Raw genomic sequence first — 14,318 nt, 5'->3', positions numbered from 1 at the left:
GGCGGGGGGGGGGGGGGGGCGGCGGCGGCGCGCGCCCCTCCCGCGCGCGCGGGGGGGGGCCCCCGGCGGCGCGCGGCGGGGGGGGGGGGGGGCGGCGGGCCGCGCCCCCCCCCCCCCCCCCCCCCCCCCCCCCCCCCCCCGGGAGGGTCACTTGACCCGGCCGTACCAGACGCTCTTGGTCCAGATCTTCTGCAGCCTCACGACGTCCCCGCTCTTCGGGGAGTGCCAGATCTTTCCCTTCCCGGCGTAGATGCCGACGTGGTAGACGTTCGACCCCGAGTGGAAGAACACCAGGTCCCCGGCCTTGCGGTTCTTGGCGGAGATGTGGCGGGTCTTGTTGTACTGCTGGGCCGCCGTACGGGGCAGCTTCTTGCCCGCCTTCTTGTACGAGTACAGCGTGAGCCCGGAGCAGTCGAACCTGTTCGGCCCGGCGGCGCCCCACTTGTACGGGGAGCCCTTCTTCGAGGCCGCGACCTGAAGTGCTTTCGTCGCCGGCGTCGCGGCCTCGGCCTCGGAGGCGAAGCCGGGGGCGACCACCGTGCCGCCCACCGCGGCGAGCGTGAGAGCCGAGGCCGTACCGGCCCGGACCATGAGCGACGGGACACGATTGAGCGCAGTCATGCGCAACCCTTCGTCAGCCGCCTGTGAAGGATGACCTGTCGGATTCGGGCTGGCGAAGTTGCCCGGCCGCGTTGCCGCGGCTTCACCCCAAGGGCTGCTCGGATCGAACGAACGTCCGCTCCGGCGACCCGTCTTGCTTGGGTCCTCCACTCCTGCCGATCCACTCCTGTCGACCGGTCATCCGGGCGGCGGCAGGACTCGGCGTCCGCCCGGATCGCCCCGCCGCGGTGGCGGGGGCTTGTCGTCAGACAGGGATCTTGACGCACGGATGAGCGAAATACCCAACGGAATCGGGGATTTGTGGGGTTACTCACCACTCACCCGTTCGGGTGGGTACCCCCGTTCCGGAGCAGGTGTCCACCTGCCTGAGGAGGCCCGGACCAGCGATAAAACGATTAATCGCACCTTGGGGTCATGCCTCTTGCGCAACCCTGACGCGTCCGCAAATGGACAGGTGACTACGCCGAAAGGGGGTACGCCGTTTGGTCCGTTTCAGCTTCGTTCCGGACGCCCCGTCAGTGGGTCGAGGCGCCGGAACCGGTCCGTCCGCCTCGTCAACTGTCGGAGCGCGGCGGCAACGTGACGCGAGCCGTTCGGCGCTCTCCGTCCAGCACGCGCAACGCGCGCGCCAGCGTGGGAGCGTGCAGCTCCGTCTCGCCCCGCTGGTGCATCAGCGCCAGCGCGTCCCGGAGCTCGGTGGCCTTGGCGACCAGCGCCTGGGCGGCGCGCAGTCCGCGGTAGGTGTCGCCGTACTGCGCCGGGTTGATACGGCCGAGCAGGTCCACCACGTCGAGATAACGGTCGATCAACTCTCCCTCCGCGCGCGTCAGCGCGGGCAGGGGCGGCAACTCGGGTGGGAGCACCGGCCGATCACCTCCCCGTCGGCGGCGCGAGGGTGGCCTTGCGGCTGGGGATGATCCGGTCGACCAGCCCGTACTCCTGCGCCTCCCGGGCGCTCAGGATCTTGTCCCGCTCGATGTCCTCGCTCACCTGTTCGCGGCTGCGCCCGGTGTGCCGGGCGAGCATCTCCTCCAGCCGGAGCCGAATGCGCGTCAGTTCGTCGGCCTGGATGGCCAGATCGCTCGCCTGGCCCTCGATCGGCTCGGGCAGCCCCGGCTGATGGATCACCACCCGGGCGCCCGGCAGCGCGAACCGCTTGCCCGGGGTGCCCGACGCGAGCAGCACCGCGGCGGCCGAGCCGGCCTGGCCCAGGCAGATCGTCTCCACGTCGCAGGTGACGTACTGCATCGTGTCGTAGACCGCCGACATGGCGCTGAACGAGCCGCCGGGCGAATTGATGTACAGCGCGATGTCCCGGTCGGGGTCCCTGTGCTCCAGGTACATGAACTGGGCCATCACGTCGTTCGCGGCGGTGTCGTCGATCGGCGTGCCGAGAAAGACGATCCGCTCCTCCAGCAGCTTCGAGTACGGGTCCTGCGTCTTGGTGCCGAAACTCGTGCGCTCGGTGAACTCGGGCAGCACATAGCGGGCGGACGGTCGGGTCATGGCTCACGCCTCCCTTGCCGGGGTGCCTGTAAAAAATGTACAGGACGTACATGACGTAATGTAGGGAGCATGGCCTACGAGATTCCGGTGACGCAAGCCAGGGCTGAGCTCGCCGAACTGATCAATCGCGTGGTGTACGGCGGTGAGCGCGTCGTCGTCACCCGCCACGGAAAGCCCCTCGTCGCCCTTGTCTCCGCCGCTGACCTCGAGCGACTCGACGCCCTCGACGCGCCCGTCGAGGAGCAGGTGATCAGCACCGTCGCCGGCGTCCGTGGGGTCGCTTCCGCTTCCCGCGAACGGCAGCGGTTCGGTATCGCGGCCGAGCACCGGGGGTCCAGCCCCTCCTAGGCCGTGTCCGCAAAGTCCCGCCTGCCCCGCGACGCCTGGCACGCACTCTCGCCGCACCGCGCCAGAACGACGAGACCGTGCACCCCCGTCCGCTACAGCGGGGGTGCACGGTCGCTTCGGTGCGGCCGGACGGCCGGTCAGCTGACGGAGGCGAGATCCCTGGCCGGTGCGGGAGCGGTGCTCGCCTTACGGGAGCGCACGGCGTTCCCGAGCAGTACGGCGCCCAGGCCCAGCGCGGCCCACCAGGTCAGCGTCAGGGCGGGGCCCATGGCCGCGGCGCCGTCGAAGAACGACACCGAGCGCAGCAGGCTCGCGCCCGCACCCGGCGGCAGCCACTGGCCGATCGCGCCGGCCGGCTCGGGCAGCATCTGCGGGGCCGAAGACGCCCCGGAGAACGGGTTGCCGAGGAACATCACCACGAACGACGCGATGCCGATGCCGGCGGGGCCGATCAGTGCGGCGAGCCCCGCGACGGCTGCACTCACGGCCAGCGTCGCCAGGGTGAACACCCCGGCCTCCGTCCACCAGTCGCCGGTGAGGACCTCCAGCCAGCTGTGCGCGAGGGCGGCCGCTACCACGCCGATCAGGGCGGCCGCACCGACCAGGGCGGTCACGGCGCGGATGCCGCGCAGCCCGAGGAGGGTCACCGCCGCGCCGGCCGCCATGCCGGCCAGGGCGAGCGGCAGAACGCTCGCGTTGAGGGCGGCGCCGCGCGGGTCGGTCTCGGGTGCGGGCACCACATCGACCGTCCTCACCTCGGTGCCCTCGGCGGCGGCTTGCTTCGCCACGGCCTGCTGGAGCAGCTGGGCGACCGTCGGGCTCGCGGCCGAGGCGGTCAGCAGTTCGGGTCCCTGGGCCGTGACGACGATCGCGCCGTATACGGTCCGGTCCTCGATGGCGTCCCGGGCGGCGGCCTCGTCGGCGTAGCGGTGTATCTCGAAGGCGCCGGCCTGCTGCACGAGCTGTCGCTCCACCTGGGCCGTGGCGGCGGCCGGTCCGGCCACGCCGAGCGGCAGATCACGAGGGGCGGTGCGGGCGGCCGGCCAGGCGAACGCCCACAGGGCGAGCGCGGCGAGGGCGGGGACGAGGACGACGACCGCGATCATGCGACGGGTGGACATGGGCTTTCCCTCCGGTGCTGCGGGGTGCTGCGGGGTCGGCGCGGGATGGCGCGCTAAAAAGAAGGATCGTTCGTTTTAGGTACGTCAACACCGTCCCGCCGCAGGGGCTCCTTGTCAAGAATGAATGTTCGTTTTATTTTTGGGGCATGGCTCGTGTATCCCAGGAACACCTCGACGCCCGCCGTCGGCAGATCCTCGACGGCGCCGCGCGCCTCTTCGCGCGCAACGGCTTCCACGCCACGTCGATGCAGGACGTGCTGAAGGAGGTCGACCTCTCGGCCGGTGCGGTGTACCGCTACTTCAGCGGCAAGGACGAGCTGATCGCCGCGATCGTCAAAGAGGTGCTCGGCGAGATCCGCGCGGCCTTCGAGGACGTGAGCCGGCAGAGCCCGCCCCCGCCGCCGGACATCCTGGTCGGCCTGGTCCTGGGGCGGACCCTGCGCGTCTGGTCGTCCCTGAACGGCGACGGAGAAGCGCTGTTCCCGCGCCTGATGCTGCAGGTCTGGGCCGAGACCGTGCGCAACGAGGAGCTGGCGGCCGTTCTGACGGACGTGTACACGGAGCTGCGCGAGAGGTGGGTGCAGGCCGTGGAGGCGTACCAGGAGGCCGGGATGATGCGGTCGGACATCCCCGCGGAACACGCGGCACGCACCATGGTCGCCGCGGTGCAGGGGTTCATCGCGCAGCAGGCCCTCTTCGGGGCGTCGCCGGTGGAAGTCCTCCAGGACGGGCTGCGCGCGCTGATGAGCATGCCGGACGAGCCGCGGGGCGCCTGAGAGATCACAGCTCGGTTAACTTGCTTGAAATGCGGTCCAACTAGCCTGCCCATCCACGCCACCAGGGACTTTGCCCCGTGGCCGCGGCAACCGGACCCCGCACGGTCCGGAGCGAGGACTGTGAGGTGGGACGTGCAACTGACCCCGCACGAGCAAGAGAGGCTGCTCATCCATGTGGCGGCCGACGTCGCCGAGAAGCGCCGGGCCCGGGGCCTGAAGCTGAACCACCCCGAGGCGGTCGCCCTCATCACGTCGCACATCCTCGAGGGCGCCCGGGACGGCCGTACGGTCGCCGAGCTCATGTCCTCCGGGCGCAAGCTGCTCACCCGGGACGACGTCATGGAGGGCATCCCCGAGATGATCCACGACGTCCAGGTCGAGGCGACCTTCCCGGACGGCACCAAGCTCGTCACCGTCCACGACCCGATCGTCTGAAGGGGGCGGTGATGATTCCCGGAGAGATCCTGTTCGCCGACGGCTCGATTGCCTACAACGAGGGCCGTGAGGTCACCCGGCTGACCGTCCTCAACGCCGCCGACCGGCCCGTCCAGGTCGGCTCCCACTACCACTTCGCCGAGGCCAACCCCGGTCTGGACTTCGACCGCGCCGCCGCGCGCGGCAAGCGGCTCAACATCGCCGCCGGCACCGCCGTGCGCTTCGAGCCCGGGATCCCCGTCGACGTCGAACTCGTCCCGCTCACCGGCGCCCGCGTGGTGCCCGGACTGCGCGGCGAGACCGGAGGTGCCCTCGATGCCTGAGATCTCCCGCGCCGCGTACGCCGACCTCTTCGGCCCGACCACCGGCGACCGCATCCGGCTCGCCGACACCGATCTGCTGGTCGAGATCGAGGAGGACCGTTCCGGCGGACCCGGGCTCGCCGGTGACGAGGCGGTGTTCGGCGGTGGCAAGGTCATCCGCGAGTCCATGGGCCAGTCGCGTGCTACGCGCGCAGACGGCACCCCCGACACGGTGATCACCGGCGTCGTCATCATCGACCACTGGGGCATCGTCAAGGCCGACGTCGGTATCCGCGACGGCCGCATCACCGGCATCGGCAAGGCGGGCAACCCCGACACGATGGACGGGGTGCACCCGGAGCTGGTGATCGGGCCGGAGACGGAGATCATCGCCGGCAACGGGCGGATTCTGACGGCGGGTGCGATCGACGCCCACGTCCACTTCATCTGCCCGCAGATCGCCGACGAGGCGCTGGCGTCGGGCATCACGACGCTGATCGGCGGCGGTACCGGGCCCGCCGAGGGCTCGAAGGCGACCACGGTCACGCCGGGTCCCTGGCATCTGGCCCGGATGCTGGAGGCGATGGAGGAGCACCCCATCAACTTCGGCCTGCTGGGCAAGGGCAACACCGTCTCCCACGAGGCGATGCTCTCGCAGATCCGGGGCGGGGCCCTGGGGTTGAAGCTGCACGAGGACTGGGGCTCCACCCCGGCCGTCATCGACGCCTCGCTGACCGTCGCCGACCAGACCGGCATCCAGATCGCCATCCACACGGACACGCTGAACGAGGCCGGCTTCGTCGGTGACACCCTCGCCGCGATCGCGGGCCGTGGCATTCACGCGTACCACACCGAGGGCGCGGGCGGCGGGCACGCGCCGGACATCATGACCGTCGTCTCCGAGCCCCATGTGCTGCCCAGCTCGACCAACCCGACGCGGCCGTTCACCGTCAACACCGCCGAGGAACACCTCGACATGCTGATGGTGTGCCACCACCTCAACGCGGCCGTGCCCGAGGACCTCGCCTTCGCCGAGTCGCGGATCCGGCCGTCGACCATCGGGGCCGAGGACATCCTGCACGACCTGGGCGCGATCTCGATCATCTCGTCCGACGCGCAGGCCATGGGCCGGGTCGGCGAGGTCATCATGCGAACCTGGCAGACCGCCCATGTGATGAAGGGGCGGCGGGGCGCGCTGCCGGGCGACGGGCGGGCCGACAACCTGCGGGTGCGGCGGTACGTCGCCAAGTACACGATCAACCCCGCGCTGGCGCAGGGCCTCGGCGGCGAGATCGGCTCCGTGGAGACCGGCAAGCTCGCCGACCTGGTGCTGTGGGAGCCGGCGTTCTTCGGCGTCAAGCCGCACCTCGTCATCAAGGGCGGGCAGATCGCGTACGCGCAGATGGGCGACGCCAACGCGTCGATCCCCACCCCGCAGCCGATCCTGCCCCGGCCCATGTTCGGCGCGATCGGACGTGCGCCCGCCTCGAACTCGGTCAACTTCGTGGCGCCGCTCGCCATCGAGGACGGGCTGCCGGAGCGGCTCCAGCTCGGGAAGCGGTTCGTGGCCATCGACTCGACGCGTGGGGTCACCAAGGCCGACATGCGGGAGAACGACGCGCGGCCGCAGGTGCGGGTCGATCCGGACAGCTTCGCCGTGCACATCGACGGGGAGCTGGTGGAGGCGACGCCTGCCGCCGAACTTCCCATGGCCCAGCGGTACTTCCTGTTCTGATGGCTGGTTTCTGATGTCGAGGGCAGCACTTCTCGTCCTGGCCGACGGCCGCTTTCCCGCCGGGGGGCATGCGCACTCCGGTGGGGCGGAGGCGGCCGTCAAAGCGGGGCGGATCACCGGTGCCGCGAGTCTTGAGGACTTCTGCCGGGGACGGTTGCACACGGCGGGGCTGGTCGCGGCCTCGCTCGCGGCTGCCGCCGCGCTCGGGGTCGATGCGGTGGGTCTGGACGAGGCCGCCGACGCCCGTACGCCGTCGCCCGCGTTGCGCACGGCGGCGCGGAAGCTGGGGCGTCAGCTGATGCGGGCGGCGCGGGCGACCTGGCCGTCCGCTGAGCTCGACGCCGTGGCGCGGGAGTTTCCCAAGGGGGCGCACCAGCCGGTGGTGCTCGGGCTGGCGGCTCGGGCGGCCGGGCTGGGGGCGGACGATGCCGCGTACTGTGCGGCGTACGAGAGTGTGAGTGGGCCGGCGAGTGCGACGGTGCGGTTGCTGAGCCTTGATCCCTTTGACGCTACGGCTGTGCTGGCTCGGTTGGCGCCGGAGATGGACCGGGTTGCCGATCGGGCGGTGGAGGCGGGGCGGCGGGTGGTCGACGGCGGGGTCGACGCGTTGCCTGCGGCCTCGGCGCCGTTGCTGGAGATCGGGGCGGAGTCGCATGCCGCTTGGCCTGTCCGGTTGTTCGCGTCATAGGAGGTCGCCCCCGCCGCCCCGCCCTTACCCGTTCCCGTCCCAAGGGGCTCCGCCCCTTCGGCTGAATCGATGGAGCCGTTTCATGCATCTCGACCACTCTCACAGTCACGACGGCCCCTCCGCCGTCAGCGCCGACGCCCACCGTCCCGACGGCTCGCGTCGTGCCCTGCGGATCGGGCTCGGCGGGCCCGTCGGGTCCGGTAAGACCGCCACCGTCGCGGCGCTGTGCCGGGCGCTGCGGGACGAGTTGTCCCTTGCTGTCGTCACGAACGACATCTACACGCGCGAGGACGCCGAGTTCCTGCTGCGGGAGGCAGTGCTGCCGCCCGAGCGGATCACGGCCGTGGAGACCGGGGCCTGCCCGCACACCGCGATCCGGGACGACATCTCCGCGAACCTCGAAGCGGTCGAGGATCTGGAGGACGAGGTCGGGCCGCTCGATCTCATCCTCGTCGAGTCGGGCGGGGACAACCTCACCGCCACCTTCTCCAAGGGGCTCGTCGATGCGCAGATCTTCGTCATCGATGTCGCCGGCGGGGACGACATTCCGCGCAAGGGCGGGCCGGGGGTGACCACCGCCGACCTGCTCGTCGTCAACAAGACCGACCTCGCGCCCTACGTCGGCTCCGACCTGGCGCGGATGGCGGCGGACGCCAAGGCCCAGCGGGCCGAACTGCCGGTGGTGTTCCAGTCGCTGCGGAGCGAGGCCGGTGTGCGGGACGTCGCCGCGTGGGTGCGGGCGCGGCTGTCGGCGTGGGCGGCATGACGACGGTGACCGGTGGGGTGCGGGCCCTCGCGCGGATCGTCGCCCGCGACGACGGGCGGGGTGGTACGTCGCTGCCCGTGCTCGACGGCGACGGGCCGCTCGCGCTCCGGCGGACACGGGGGAGCGGTGCCGAGGCGCGGGTCGCGCTCGTCGGTGCGATGAGCGGGCCGCTCGGCGGCGATCACTTCACGGTCGAGGCGGACGTGGAGGCCGGGGCCCGGCTGCACGTCGGGTCGGCGGCCGCCACCATCGCGCTGCCGGGGCAGAGCAAGGGCGAGGCCCGGTACGAGGTGCGGCTGTCCGTGGCGGACGGCGGCGAACTGCGCTGGCTGCCCGAGCAGTTGATCTCCGCCGGGGGTAGCGATCTGTGGGTGACCACCCGTGTCGACGTCGGTGCCTCCGGGCGGCTCGTCCTGCGTGAGGAGCAGGTGCTCGGACGCGTGGGGGAGGAGCCGGGGAGGCTGAGCAGCCGGATCCGGGTGAGTGTCGCGGGGCGGGTGGTGCTTGATCAGGAGCTCGCCTGCGGGCCCGGTGCGCCGGGTGGCTGGGACGGGCCCGCCGGGCTCGGCGGGTGCCGGGCCGTCGGGCAACTCGTCGTCGTACGGCCGGAGTTCGCGCAGGCCCCGGTGGCGGCCCGGGTGCTGGGGGGCGGCGCCGCCGTCATGCCGCTCGCCGGGCCCGCCGCCCTGGTGAGTGCCGTGGCGGCGGACGCTCTGCGACTGCGCAAGGTGCTCGACGAGGCGCTCGAGTCCCTTGGCTGAGCGCCGCCCCGGAGCGGCGCCGGCTCGTCAACTGATGGGGAGCCGGGGGAACTTGCGTTCCTTCTCCGCGTTGGCCTTGGCTGCGGCGGCCTGCTCGGCCTTGGCCACGGCCGCGTACTGGTCGACGTACTCCTGCTCGGACAGGGACAGGATCGCGTACATGATCTCGTCGGTCACCGCGCGCAGGATCGCCTTCTCGTTCTCCATGCCGGCGTAGCGGGAGAAGTCGAGGGGCTCGCCGAAGCGGATCGTCACCGGGTGGATGTTCGGGATGATCTTGCCCGGCGGCTGTGCCTCGAACGTGCCGATCATCGCGCACGGGATGACCGGGACCTGGGCCTTGAGCGCCATCACGGCCACCCCGACCTTGCCCTTGTAGAGCCGGCCGTCGTGCGAGCGGGTGCCCTCCGGGTAGATGCCGAGCAGTTCGTCCTTGCTCAGAACGCCGAGGCCCTCGCGGATCGCGGCCTGGCCCGCCTCCTTGCCGGTGCGGTCGACCGGGATCTGGCCGGCGCTGCGGAAGAAGGCCGCGGTCAGACGTCCCTTGAGGCCGGGACCCGTGAAGTACTCCTTCTTGGCGAGGAAGGTGATCCGCCGCTTGAGCATCGCCGGCATCAGGAAGTGGTCCGAGAACGACAGGTGGTTGCCGGCGACGATGGCCGCGCCCGTGGCCGGTACGTGCTCCAGGCCCTCTATCCGAGGCCGGAACACCAGTCTCAGGAGAGGTCCCAACAGCACGTATTTGAGGACGTAGTAGAACAAAGGGGCGCTCCTCACTCGGGGGGATCAGCTCGGGCCGCCGCGTTCTGGCAGGTCAACCAGCGTGCCGTGGGGCTGCCAGTGTAGGCGCAGGGTTGACGGGCCGGAACCGGGCAGGGACGGACGGATGCCGACCCATGGTGATTTTCCTGACCGGATGTCAGGAAGTCGGTGGGCGGCGGTGCTTGCGGGTGGGGAGAACCGCCGGACCAGACTGGTGTCACGGGTCGGTGTGCGGCAACCGGATGGCACGGTTTGGCGTGATCGCGGTCGCCGGGTGGCAGGCGGTACGTCCTTGCGGGGAGCCTGCGTGTCTGCTCGTCCATCACAGCCGCACGATGATGAGGGCCGTGTCGTCGGTCGCGCCGCCGGGCGGCAGCAGCTCCAGCAGGACGGAGTCGGCGAGGGGCTCGGGGTCGGCCGTGCGATGACGGACGAGGGCGTCCGCGAGTCGGGCCAGGCCCGTGTCGATGTCCTCGCGGCGGCGCTCGATCAGACCGTCCGTGTACAGCGCGAGCGTGGCGCCCTCGGTGAACGTGGTGGTGGCCTGCGGTCTCGGGATCGGGTCGGGGCGGGCGTCCAGCGGGGTGTCGGTGGCTTTGTCGAGGAACTCCACCCGGCCGTCGGCGTGGACCAGCACCGGCGGCGGATGGCCCGCGCTGCTGTAGGTGATGGTGTGGGCGTCGCAGTCGATGAACGTGGTCACTGCGGTGGCCGATTCCGCACCGTCGACCACATGGGCGTACCGCCCGAGGACGTCGAGCGCCTGGGCCGGGCCTTCGGCCACCCGGGAGGAGGCGCTGAGCGCGCTGCGCAGCTGGCCCATGACGCCGGCCGCCGCGAGGCCGTGGCCGACCACGTCGCCCACCGACACGCCGATGCGGTTGCCGCCCACCAGGTCGACCAGGTCGTACCAGTCGCCGCACACGTTCAGCGCGCCGACCGCGGGCCGGTAGCGCACCGCCGCCCGGCGGTTGCCGACCTGCCGCCGGGCGGGCAGCATCGCCTCCTGCAGGGCCAGGGCCACCTCGCGCTCGCGGGCATGGGCCTGCCGCAGCCGGTCGTTGAGCTCCTGCAGCTCGCGGGCGCGCGTGTACAGCTCGGCCTCCAGCACCCGCGCCCGGCTGTCACCGCCCGAGCCGCCCCGCAGCCGGATGAGTTCGGTGACCTCCTCCACCCGGTGCAGGACGAACGCCACCTTCCCGTCGGGACCGGGCACGGGCGCGTTGATCGGGCTCCAGTAGCGCTCCTCCCAGGTGCCGGGGTGCACGGGGTCCTCGACGTCGTAGCGCTGCAGTGCCATCGTGTCGCGCTCGCCGGTGGTCACCACGCGCAGCATCGACGCCCGGACGTCACGCATGCCGGTCGCGGCGGGGTCGTTGGGGTTGTCCGGGAAGACATCGAAGATGTACCGGCCCACCAGCTGTTCGCGGGTGCGCCCGGACAGGTGCTGGAAGTCCTCGTTGGCGTCGGCGTAGACCAGCTCAGGGGTCAGCAGCGCCACCATTCCGGGCAGGGCCTGGAACACCGCCTCGTAGTCGATCGACGTCTCATCCATGGCTCCCGCCTCACCACCGGGATCTGACCAGTTTCCCACGCCGTATGGCGTATGTACCGATGTACTACATCTGAGCCGGTTCGGCAGGTCAGGGAGGAGGGTCCGTCAGGGACTGCTCGGCCCAGATGATCTTCCCCTCGGGCACGAAGCGGGTGCCCCACTGCTGGGTGAACTGGGAGACCAGCAGCAGCCCGCGCCCGCCCTCGTCGGTGGTACGCGGATGGCGCAGATGCGGGGCGGTCGCACCGCCGTCGTAGACCTCGCAGAAGAGCGCGCGCTCCCGGATCAGCCGCAGCCGGATCGGCCCGGCGGCGTACCGGATGGCGTTGGTGACCAGCTCGCTCACGACCAGTTCCGTGGTGAACGCCAGCTCCTCGAGACCCCACTCCGTCAGCTGCCGGGCGGCCGTCTTGCGGGCGTCGGCGACGGCGGCCGGGTCGGCGGGCAGGTCCCAGTCGGCCACCTGCTCGGTGCCGAGGAGCCGGGTGCGGGCCATCAGCAGCGCCACGTCGTCGAACGGCCGGTCCGGGACCAGTGCGTCGACCACGGTTCGGCACTGCACGTCCAGCGAGGCGGCGGCCTGCTCCAGTGCCCGCCGCAGCCGGACCCGGTCGGCGTCCACGGCCCAGGTCTCCCCGCCGGCCAGCAGCCCGTCGGTGTGCAGGGCGAGTGTGCTGCCCGCCGCCAGGGCCAGCTCCACCGACTCGAAAGGGGGACCGCCGACACCGAGCGGCGGGCCCTGCGGCAGGTCGACGAAGGTGACGGTGCCGTCGGGCATGACCACGGCGGGCGCCGGATGGCCCGCGGCCGCCATGGTGCACGTCCCGTCGACCGGGTCGTAGACGACGTACACGCACCCGGCCCCCACGTTCTGGGCTTCCGCGGCCTCCTCCGCGTCCGACTCGACGCCCTCCTCGCGGGCCGACCGCGCGACCAGGTCGTCCAGATGGGCCAGCACCTCGTCGGGCGGCAGATCCAGGGCGGCGAGCGTCCGTACGGCCGTCCGCAGCCGCCCCATCGCCGCCGCGGCGCCGATGCCGTGTCCGGGCACCTCGCCGACGACCAGGGCGACCCGGGCGCCCGACAGCGGGATGACGTCGTACCAGTCGCCGCCGAGGCCGGTCAGCTCGTCGGCCGGCCGGTAGCAGGCGGCCACCGCCACCGCGTCCTGCTCGGGCAGCCGGTGCGGCAGCAGGCTGCGCTGCAGCACCAGGGCGGCGTCGCGCTCGCGGGTGTAGCGGCGGGCGTTGTCGACACACACGGCGGCGCGTGAGACGAGATCCTCGGCCAGGTTCAGGTCGTCCTCCTCGAACGCCTCCTGGCGGTGGCGTCGGAAGAGGGTGGTGACGCCCAGGGTGACGCCCCGGGCGCGGATCGGCACGATCATCACGCTGTGCAGGCCCAGTTCGAGGAAGATGGCGGCCTGTCCGCCGCGCGCGTGCTTGGCCCACGCCTCGGCGAGCGGATCGAGTTTCGCCTCGCGCCAGGACTTGCCCGTCCGCAGACAGCGGATCGGAGGCGACTGGGCCGGATAGGCGACCACCTCGCCGATGTCGACGACGGTCAGCGGCACGCTCCCGCCGACCGACCGGTACCCCGCCCGGCGCAGCGGCACCGGTTCGGTGTCGCCCAGGGGACCGGGCGCGGGCTCGCCGCCCCGCAGCACCGACTCCAGCAGGTCCACCGTGACGATGTCGGCGAGTCCCGGTACGGCCACGTCGGCCAGCTCCTGGGCGGTGCGCGTGATGTCGAGCGTGCGGCCGATGCGCTCGCCGGCCCGGTCGAGCAGGGCCAGACGCTGCCGGGCGCGGTGCCGGTCGGAGATGTCCTCGACCGTGTAGTACACGCCGGTGGGGTGGCCGTGGCCGTCGTCGAGCCGGGTGAACGACATCATGTGCGCGGTCTCGCGCAGGGGGGCGGAGCGGGCGTGGCCGACGTGCTCGTAGCCGACGATCGGTTCGCCGGTCGCCAGGACGTGGCGCATCTGGGCCTCGATGGACTGGGAGTCCAGGCCGGGCTGGATGTCCGCGAGCCGCATGCCGAGCCGATGGGGCGGAGGGCCGCCGCCGAACTGGGCGAGGGCCGGGTTGGACCAGACGTAGCGCAGCTCCGTGTCGACGATCGCTATGCCGACGGGGGAGCGGGAGACCATCTGTTCCAGGGTGTCGCGGCTCATGTCCCAGCCGTGGGAGTCGCCGAGGTCGGACAGGAGCACGAGCCAGCGCGAGGGGCCCTGCGTGTCGAGGGCCGACGTGATCCGCACCATCAGCCTGACGGGCGCGCCGTTCTTGTGCAGGGCCGTGAGCAGTCCCGCCCAGCCGCCCTCGGCACGGCACCGCTCGATCAGCTCCGGGACCCGGCCTGCGTCCTCGGCGCTGAACAGTTCGCCGAGGTGCCGGCCCACCGCCTCCGCGGCCCCGTACGCCAGCAGCCGCTGGGCGTCCCTGGTCCACCCCGTCACCAGGCCCTGCGCGTCGAGCAGAACAGGCGCGGCGTCCGCCACGTCGAACCCCTGCCTGGCAACGCCCTGCTCCTCGTGTGTGCCCACGGCCGACCTCTCTGTCGCTGAGAGCGGTCTACCACCTCTTGTCCCCATCTTCACCCTTCCGGGCAACGCCGCCTCTTTGTGAGGGCCGGGTGGGGCGAGGGTGGGAGCGGTGGGGAGGGATGTGGCCGGTGGTGGGGGGAGGGAGGGAGTTGGTGGCGAGGGTGGACGGCGACAGAAGGGGCCGGCTGAGTCGTGGCAACGCCGCCTCTCAGTGAGGGCCGGGGTGGGCGGGAGTGGGGGGGGTGAGATGTGTGGGCCGGTGGTGGTGGGGACGGAGGGAATTGGCGGGCCTGGGTGGACGGCGACAGAAGGGGCCGGCTGAGCCGTGGGGCTGGGTGTGGAAGGGCGCGCGGGCGGAAGGGCTGCCGACGCAGGGGTGCCGTGAGGAGGGGGC

15 protein-coding genes and 1 riboswitch are annotated in these 14,318 nt (G+C 71.9%); of the genes, 8 read left to right on the top strand and 7 right to left on the bottom strand.

The window, feature by feature from the left end; genetic code table 11:
* Nucleotides 1-147: 147 nt before the first annotated feature.
* The 3 genes from ACIBAG_RS03695 to ACIBAG_RS03685 all read right to left on the bottom strand — a co-directional run bounded on the left by ACIBAG_RS03695 (nt 148) and on the right by ACIBAG_RS03685 (nt 2,127).
* Nucleotides 148-621 (bottom strand): C40 family peptidase, encoded by a 474-nt coding sequence (locus tag ACIBAG_RS03695; protein ID WP_399100519.1) that lies wholly within the window; start codon nt 619-621, stop codon nt 148-150.
* Between the two features lie 3 nt (nt 622-624).
* A riboswitch (cyclic di-AMP (ydaO/yuaA leader) is annotated at nt 625-835 on the bottom strand.
* Nucleotides 836-1,175: 340 nt separating this feature from the next.
* Nucleotides 1,176-1,484 (bottom strand): hypothetical protein, encoded by a 309-nt coding sequence (locus ACIBAG_RS03690; protein WP_399100517.1) that lies wholly within the window; start codon nt 1,482-1,484, stop codon nt 1,176-1,178.
* Nucleotides 1,485-1,491: 7 nt separating this feature from the next.
* A complete protein-coding gene (locus tag ACIBAG_RS03685) occupies nt 1,492-2,127 on the bottom strand; it encodes an ATP-dependent Clp protease proteolytic subunit (RefSeq protein WP_399100515.1) in 636 nt (211 codons plus the stop codon).
* 69 nt (nt 2,128-2,196) lie between these two features.
* Here ACIBAG_RS03685 and ACIBAG_RS03680 point away from each other — a divergent pair, with 69 nt between their 5' ends.
* Complete coding sequence (locus ACIBAG_RS03680) at nt 2,197-2,475, top strand: type II toxin-antitoxin system Phd/YefM family antitoxin (protein WP_399100513.1); 279 nt, start codon at nt 2,197-2,199, stop codon at nt 2,473-2,475.
* Nucleotides 2,476-2,612: 137 nt separating this feature from the next.
* Here the strand turns inward: ACIBAG_RS03680 and ACIBAG_RS03675 are convergent, their stop codons facing one another.
* A complete protein-coding gene (locus ACIBAG_RS03675; RefSeq protein ID WP_399100511.1) occupies nt 2,613-3,596 on the bottom strand; it encodes an ABC transporter permease in 984 nt (327 codons plus the stop codon).
* 146 nt (nt 3,597-3,742) lie between these two features.
* Between ACIBAG_RS03675 and ACIBAG_RS03670 the strand changes: the two genes are divergently transcribed.
* From ACIBAG_RS03670 to ACIBAG_RS03640, 7 genes are all read left to right on the top strand, one after another.
* Entirely contained in the window at nt 3,743-4,372 is a 630-nt protein-coding gene (locus ACIBAG_RS03670; RefSeq protein WP_399100509.1) for a TetR/AcrR family transcriptional regulator, read from the top strand.
* A gap of 132 nt (nt 4,373-4,504) precedes the next feature.
* Nucleotides 4,505-4,807, top strand: coding sequence for an urease subunit gamma (locus ACIBAG_RS03665; protein WP_010988499.1), 303 nt, complete (start codon nt 4,505-4,507; stop codon nt 4,805-4,807).
* A gap of 11 nt (nt 4,808-4,818) precedes the next feature.
* The gene (locus ACIBAG_RS03660; protein ID WP_399100506.1) at nt 4,819-5,130 is read left to right on the top strand and encodes an urease subunit beta; all 312 of its coding nucleotides are present in this window, start codon (nt 4,819-4,821) and stop codon (nt 5,128-5,130) included.
* Entirely contained in the window at nt 5,123-6,844 is a 1,722-nt protein-coding gene (locus ACIBAG_RS03655; protein ID WP_399100504.1) for an urease subunit alpha, read from the top strand. Before ACIBAG_RS03660 ends, ACIBAG_RS03655 begins: the two co-directional genes overlap by 8 nt.
* Nucleotides 6,845-6,857: 13 nt before the next feature.
* Complete coding sequence (locus tag ACIBAG_RS03650) at nt 6,858-7,532, top strand: urease accessory protein UreF (RefSeq protein WP_399100502.1); 675 nt, start codon at nt 6,858-6,860, stop codon at nt 7,530-7,532.
* A gap of 82 nt (nt 7,533-7,614) precedes the next feature.
* Nucleotides 7,615-8,298 (top strand): urease accessory protein UreG, encoded by a 684-nt coding sequence (gene ureG, locus ACIBAG_RS03645; protein WP_399100500.1) that lies wholly within the window; start codon nt 7,615-7,617, stop codon nt 8,296-8,298.
* Complete coding sequence (locus ACIBAG_RS03640; protein WP_399100498.1) at nt 8,295-9,059, top strand: urease accessory protein UreD; 765 nt, start codon at nt 8,295-8,297, stop codon at nt 9,057-9,059. Before ureG ends, ACIBAG_RS03640 begins: the two co-directional genes overlap by 4 nt.
* Before the next feature lie 27 nt (nt 9,060-9,086).
* Here the strand turns inward: ACIBAG_RS03640 and ACIBAG_RS03635 are convergent, their stop codons facing one another.
* From ACIBAG_RS03635 to ACIBAG_RS03625, 3 genes are all read right to left on the bottom strand, one after another.
* Nucleotides 9,087-9,821: a lysophospholipid acyltransferase family protein gene (locus ACIBAG_RS03635; protein WP_399100496.1), complete on the bottom strand. Its 735-nt coding sequence runs from the start codon at nt 9,819-9,821 to the stop codon at nt 9,087-9,089.
* A gap of 322 nt (nt 9,822-10,143) precedes the next feature.
* On the bottom strand, nt 10,144-11,376 hold the full coding sequence (locus ACIBAG_RS03630) for a PP2C family protein-serine/threonine phosphatase (RefSeq protein WP_399100494.1): 1,233 nt from the start codon (nt 11,374-11,376) through the stop codon (nt 10,144-10,146).
* 88 nt (nt 11,377-11,464) lie between these two features.
* Nucleotides 11,465-13,924 carry a SpoIIE family protein phosphatase gene (locus ACIBAG_RS03625; protein ID WP_399100492.1) on the bottom strand — a complete coding sequence of 820 codons (2,460 nt, stop codon included), beginning with the start codon at nt 13,922-13,924 and terminating at the stop codon, nt 11,465-11,467.
* Nucleotides 13,925-14,318 lie beyond the last annotated feature (394 nt).

The sequence above is a fragment of the Streptomyces sp. NPDC051243 genome, assembly GCF_044455405.1.
In the GTDB taxonomy this organism is placed as follows: Bacteria; Actinomycetota; Actinomycetes; order Streptomycetales; family Streptomycetaceae; genus Streptomyces.
The sequence above is the reverse complement of the archived record's forward strand: the minus strand, read 5'-3'. Positions and strand labels throughout refer to the sequence as shown.

What these genes read in the sequence shown, in the direction of transcription:
- ACIBAG_RS03695 (WP_399100519.1), bottom strand. Translation starts at nt 621, where the DNA reads ATGACTGCGCTCAATCGTGTCCCGTCGCTCATGGTCCGGGCCGGTACG.
- ACIBAG_RS03685 (WP_399100515.1), bottom strand. Translation starts at nt 2,127, where the DNA reads ATGACCCGACCGTCCGCCCGCTATGTGCTGCCCGAGTTCACCGAGCGC.
- ACIBAG_RS03680 (WP_399100513.1), top strand. Translation starts at nt 2,197, where the DNA reads ATGGCCTACGAGATTCCGGTGACGCAAGCCAGGGCTGAGCTCGCCGAA.
- ACIBAG_RS03675 (WP_399100511.1), bottom strand. Translation starts at nt 3,596, where the DNA reads ATGTCCACCCGTCGCATGATCGCGGTCGTCGTCCTCGTCCCCGCCCTC.
- ACIBAG_RS03670 (WP_399100509.1), top strand. Translation starts at nt 3,743, where the DNA reads ATGGCTCGTGTATCCCAGGAACACCTCGACGCCCGCCGTCGGCAGATC.
- ACIBAG_RS03660 (WP_399100506.1), top strand. Translation starts at nt 4,819, where the DNA reads ATGATTCCCGGAGAGATCCTGTTCGCCGACGGCTCGATTGCCTACAAC.
- ACIBAG_RS03655 (WP_399100504.1), top strand. Translation starts at nt 5,123, where the DNA reads ATGCCTGAGATCTCCCGCGCCGCGTACGCCGACCTCTTCGGCCCGACC.
- ACIBAG_RS03650 (WP_399100502.1), top strand. Translation starts at nt 6,858, where the DNA reads ATGTCGAGGGCAGCACTTCTCGTCCTGGCCGACGGCCGCTTTCCCGCC.
- ureG (WP_399100500.1), top strand. Translation starts at nt 7,615, where the DNA reads ATGCATCTCGACCACTCTCACAGTCACGACGGCCCCTCCGCCGTCAGC.
- ACIBAG_RS03640 (WP_399100498.1), top strand. Translation starts at nt 8,295, where the DNA reads ATGACGACGGTGACCGGTGGGGTGCGGGCCCTCGCGCGGATCGTCGCC.
- ACIBAG_RS03630 (WP_399100494.1), bottom strand. Translation starts at nt 11,376, where the DNA reads ATGGATGAGACGTCGATCGACTACGAGGCGGTGTTCCAGGCCCTGCCC.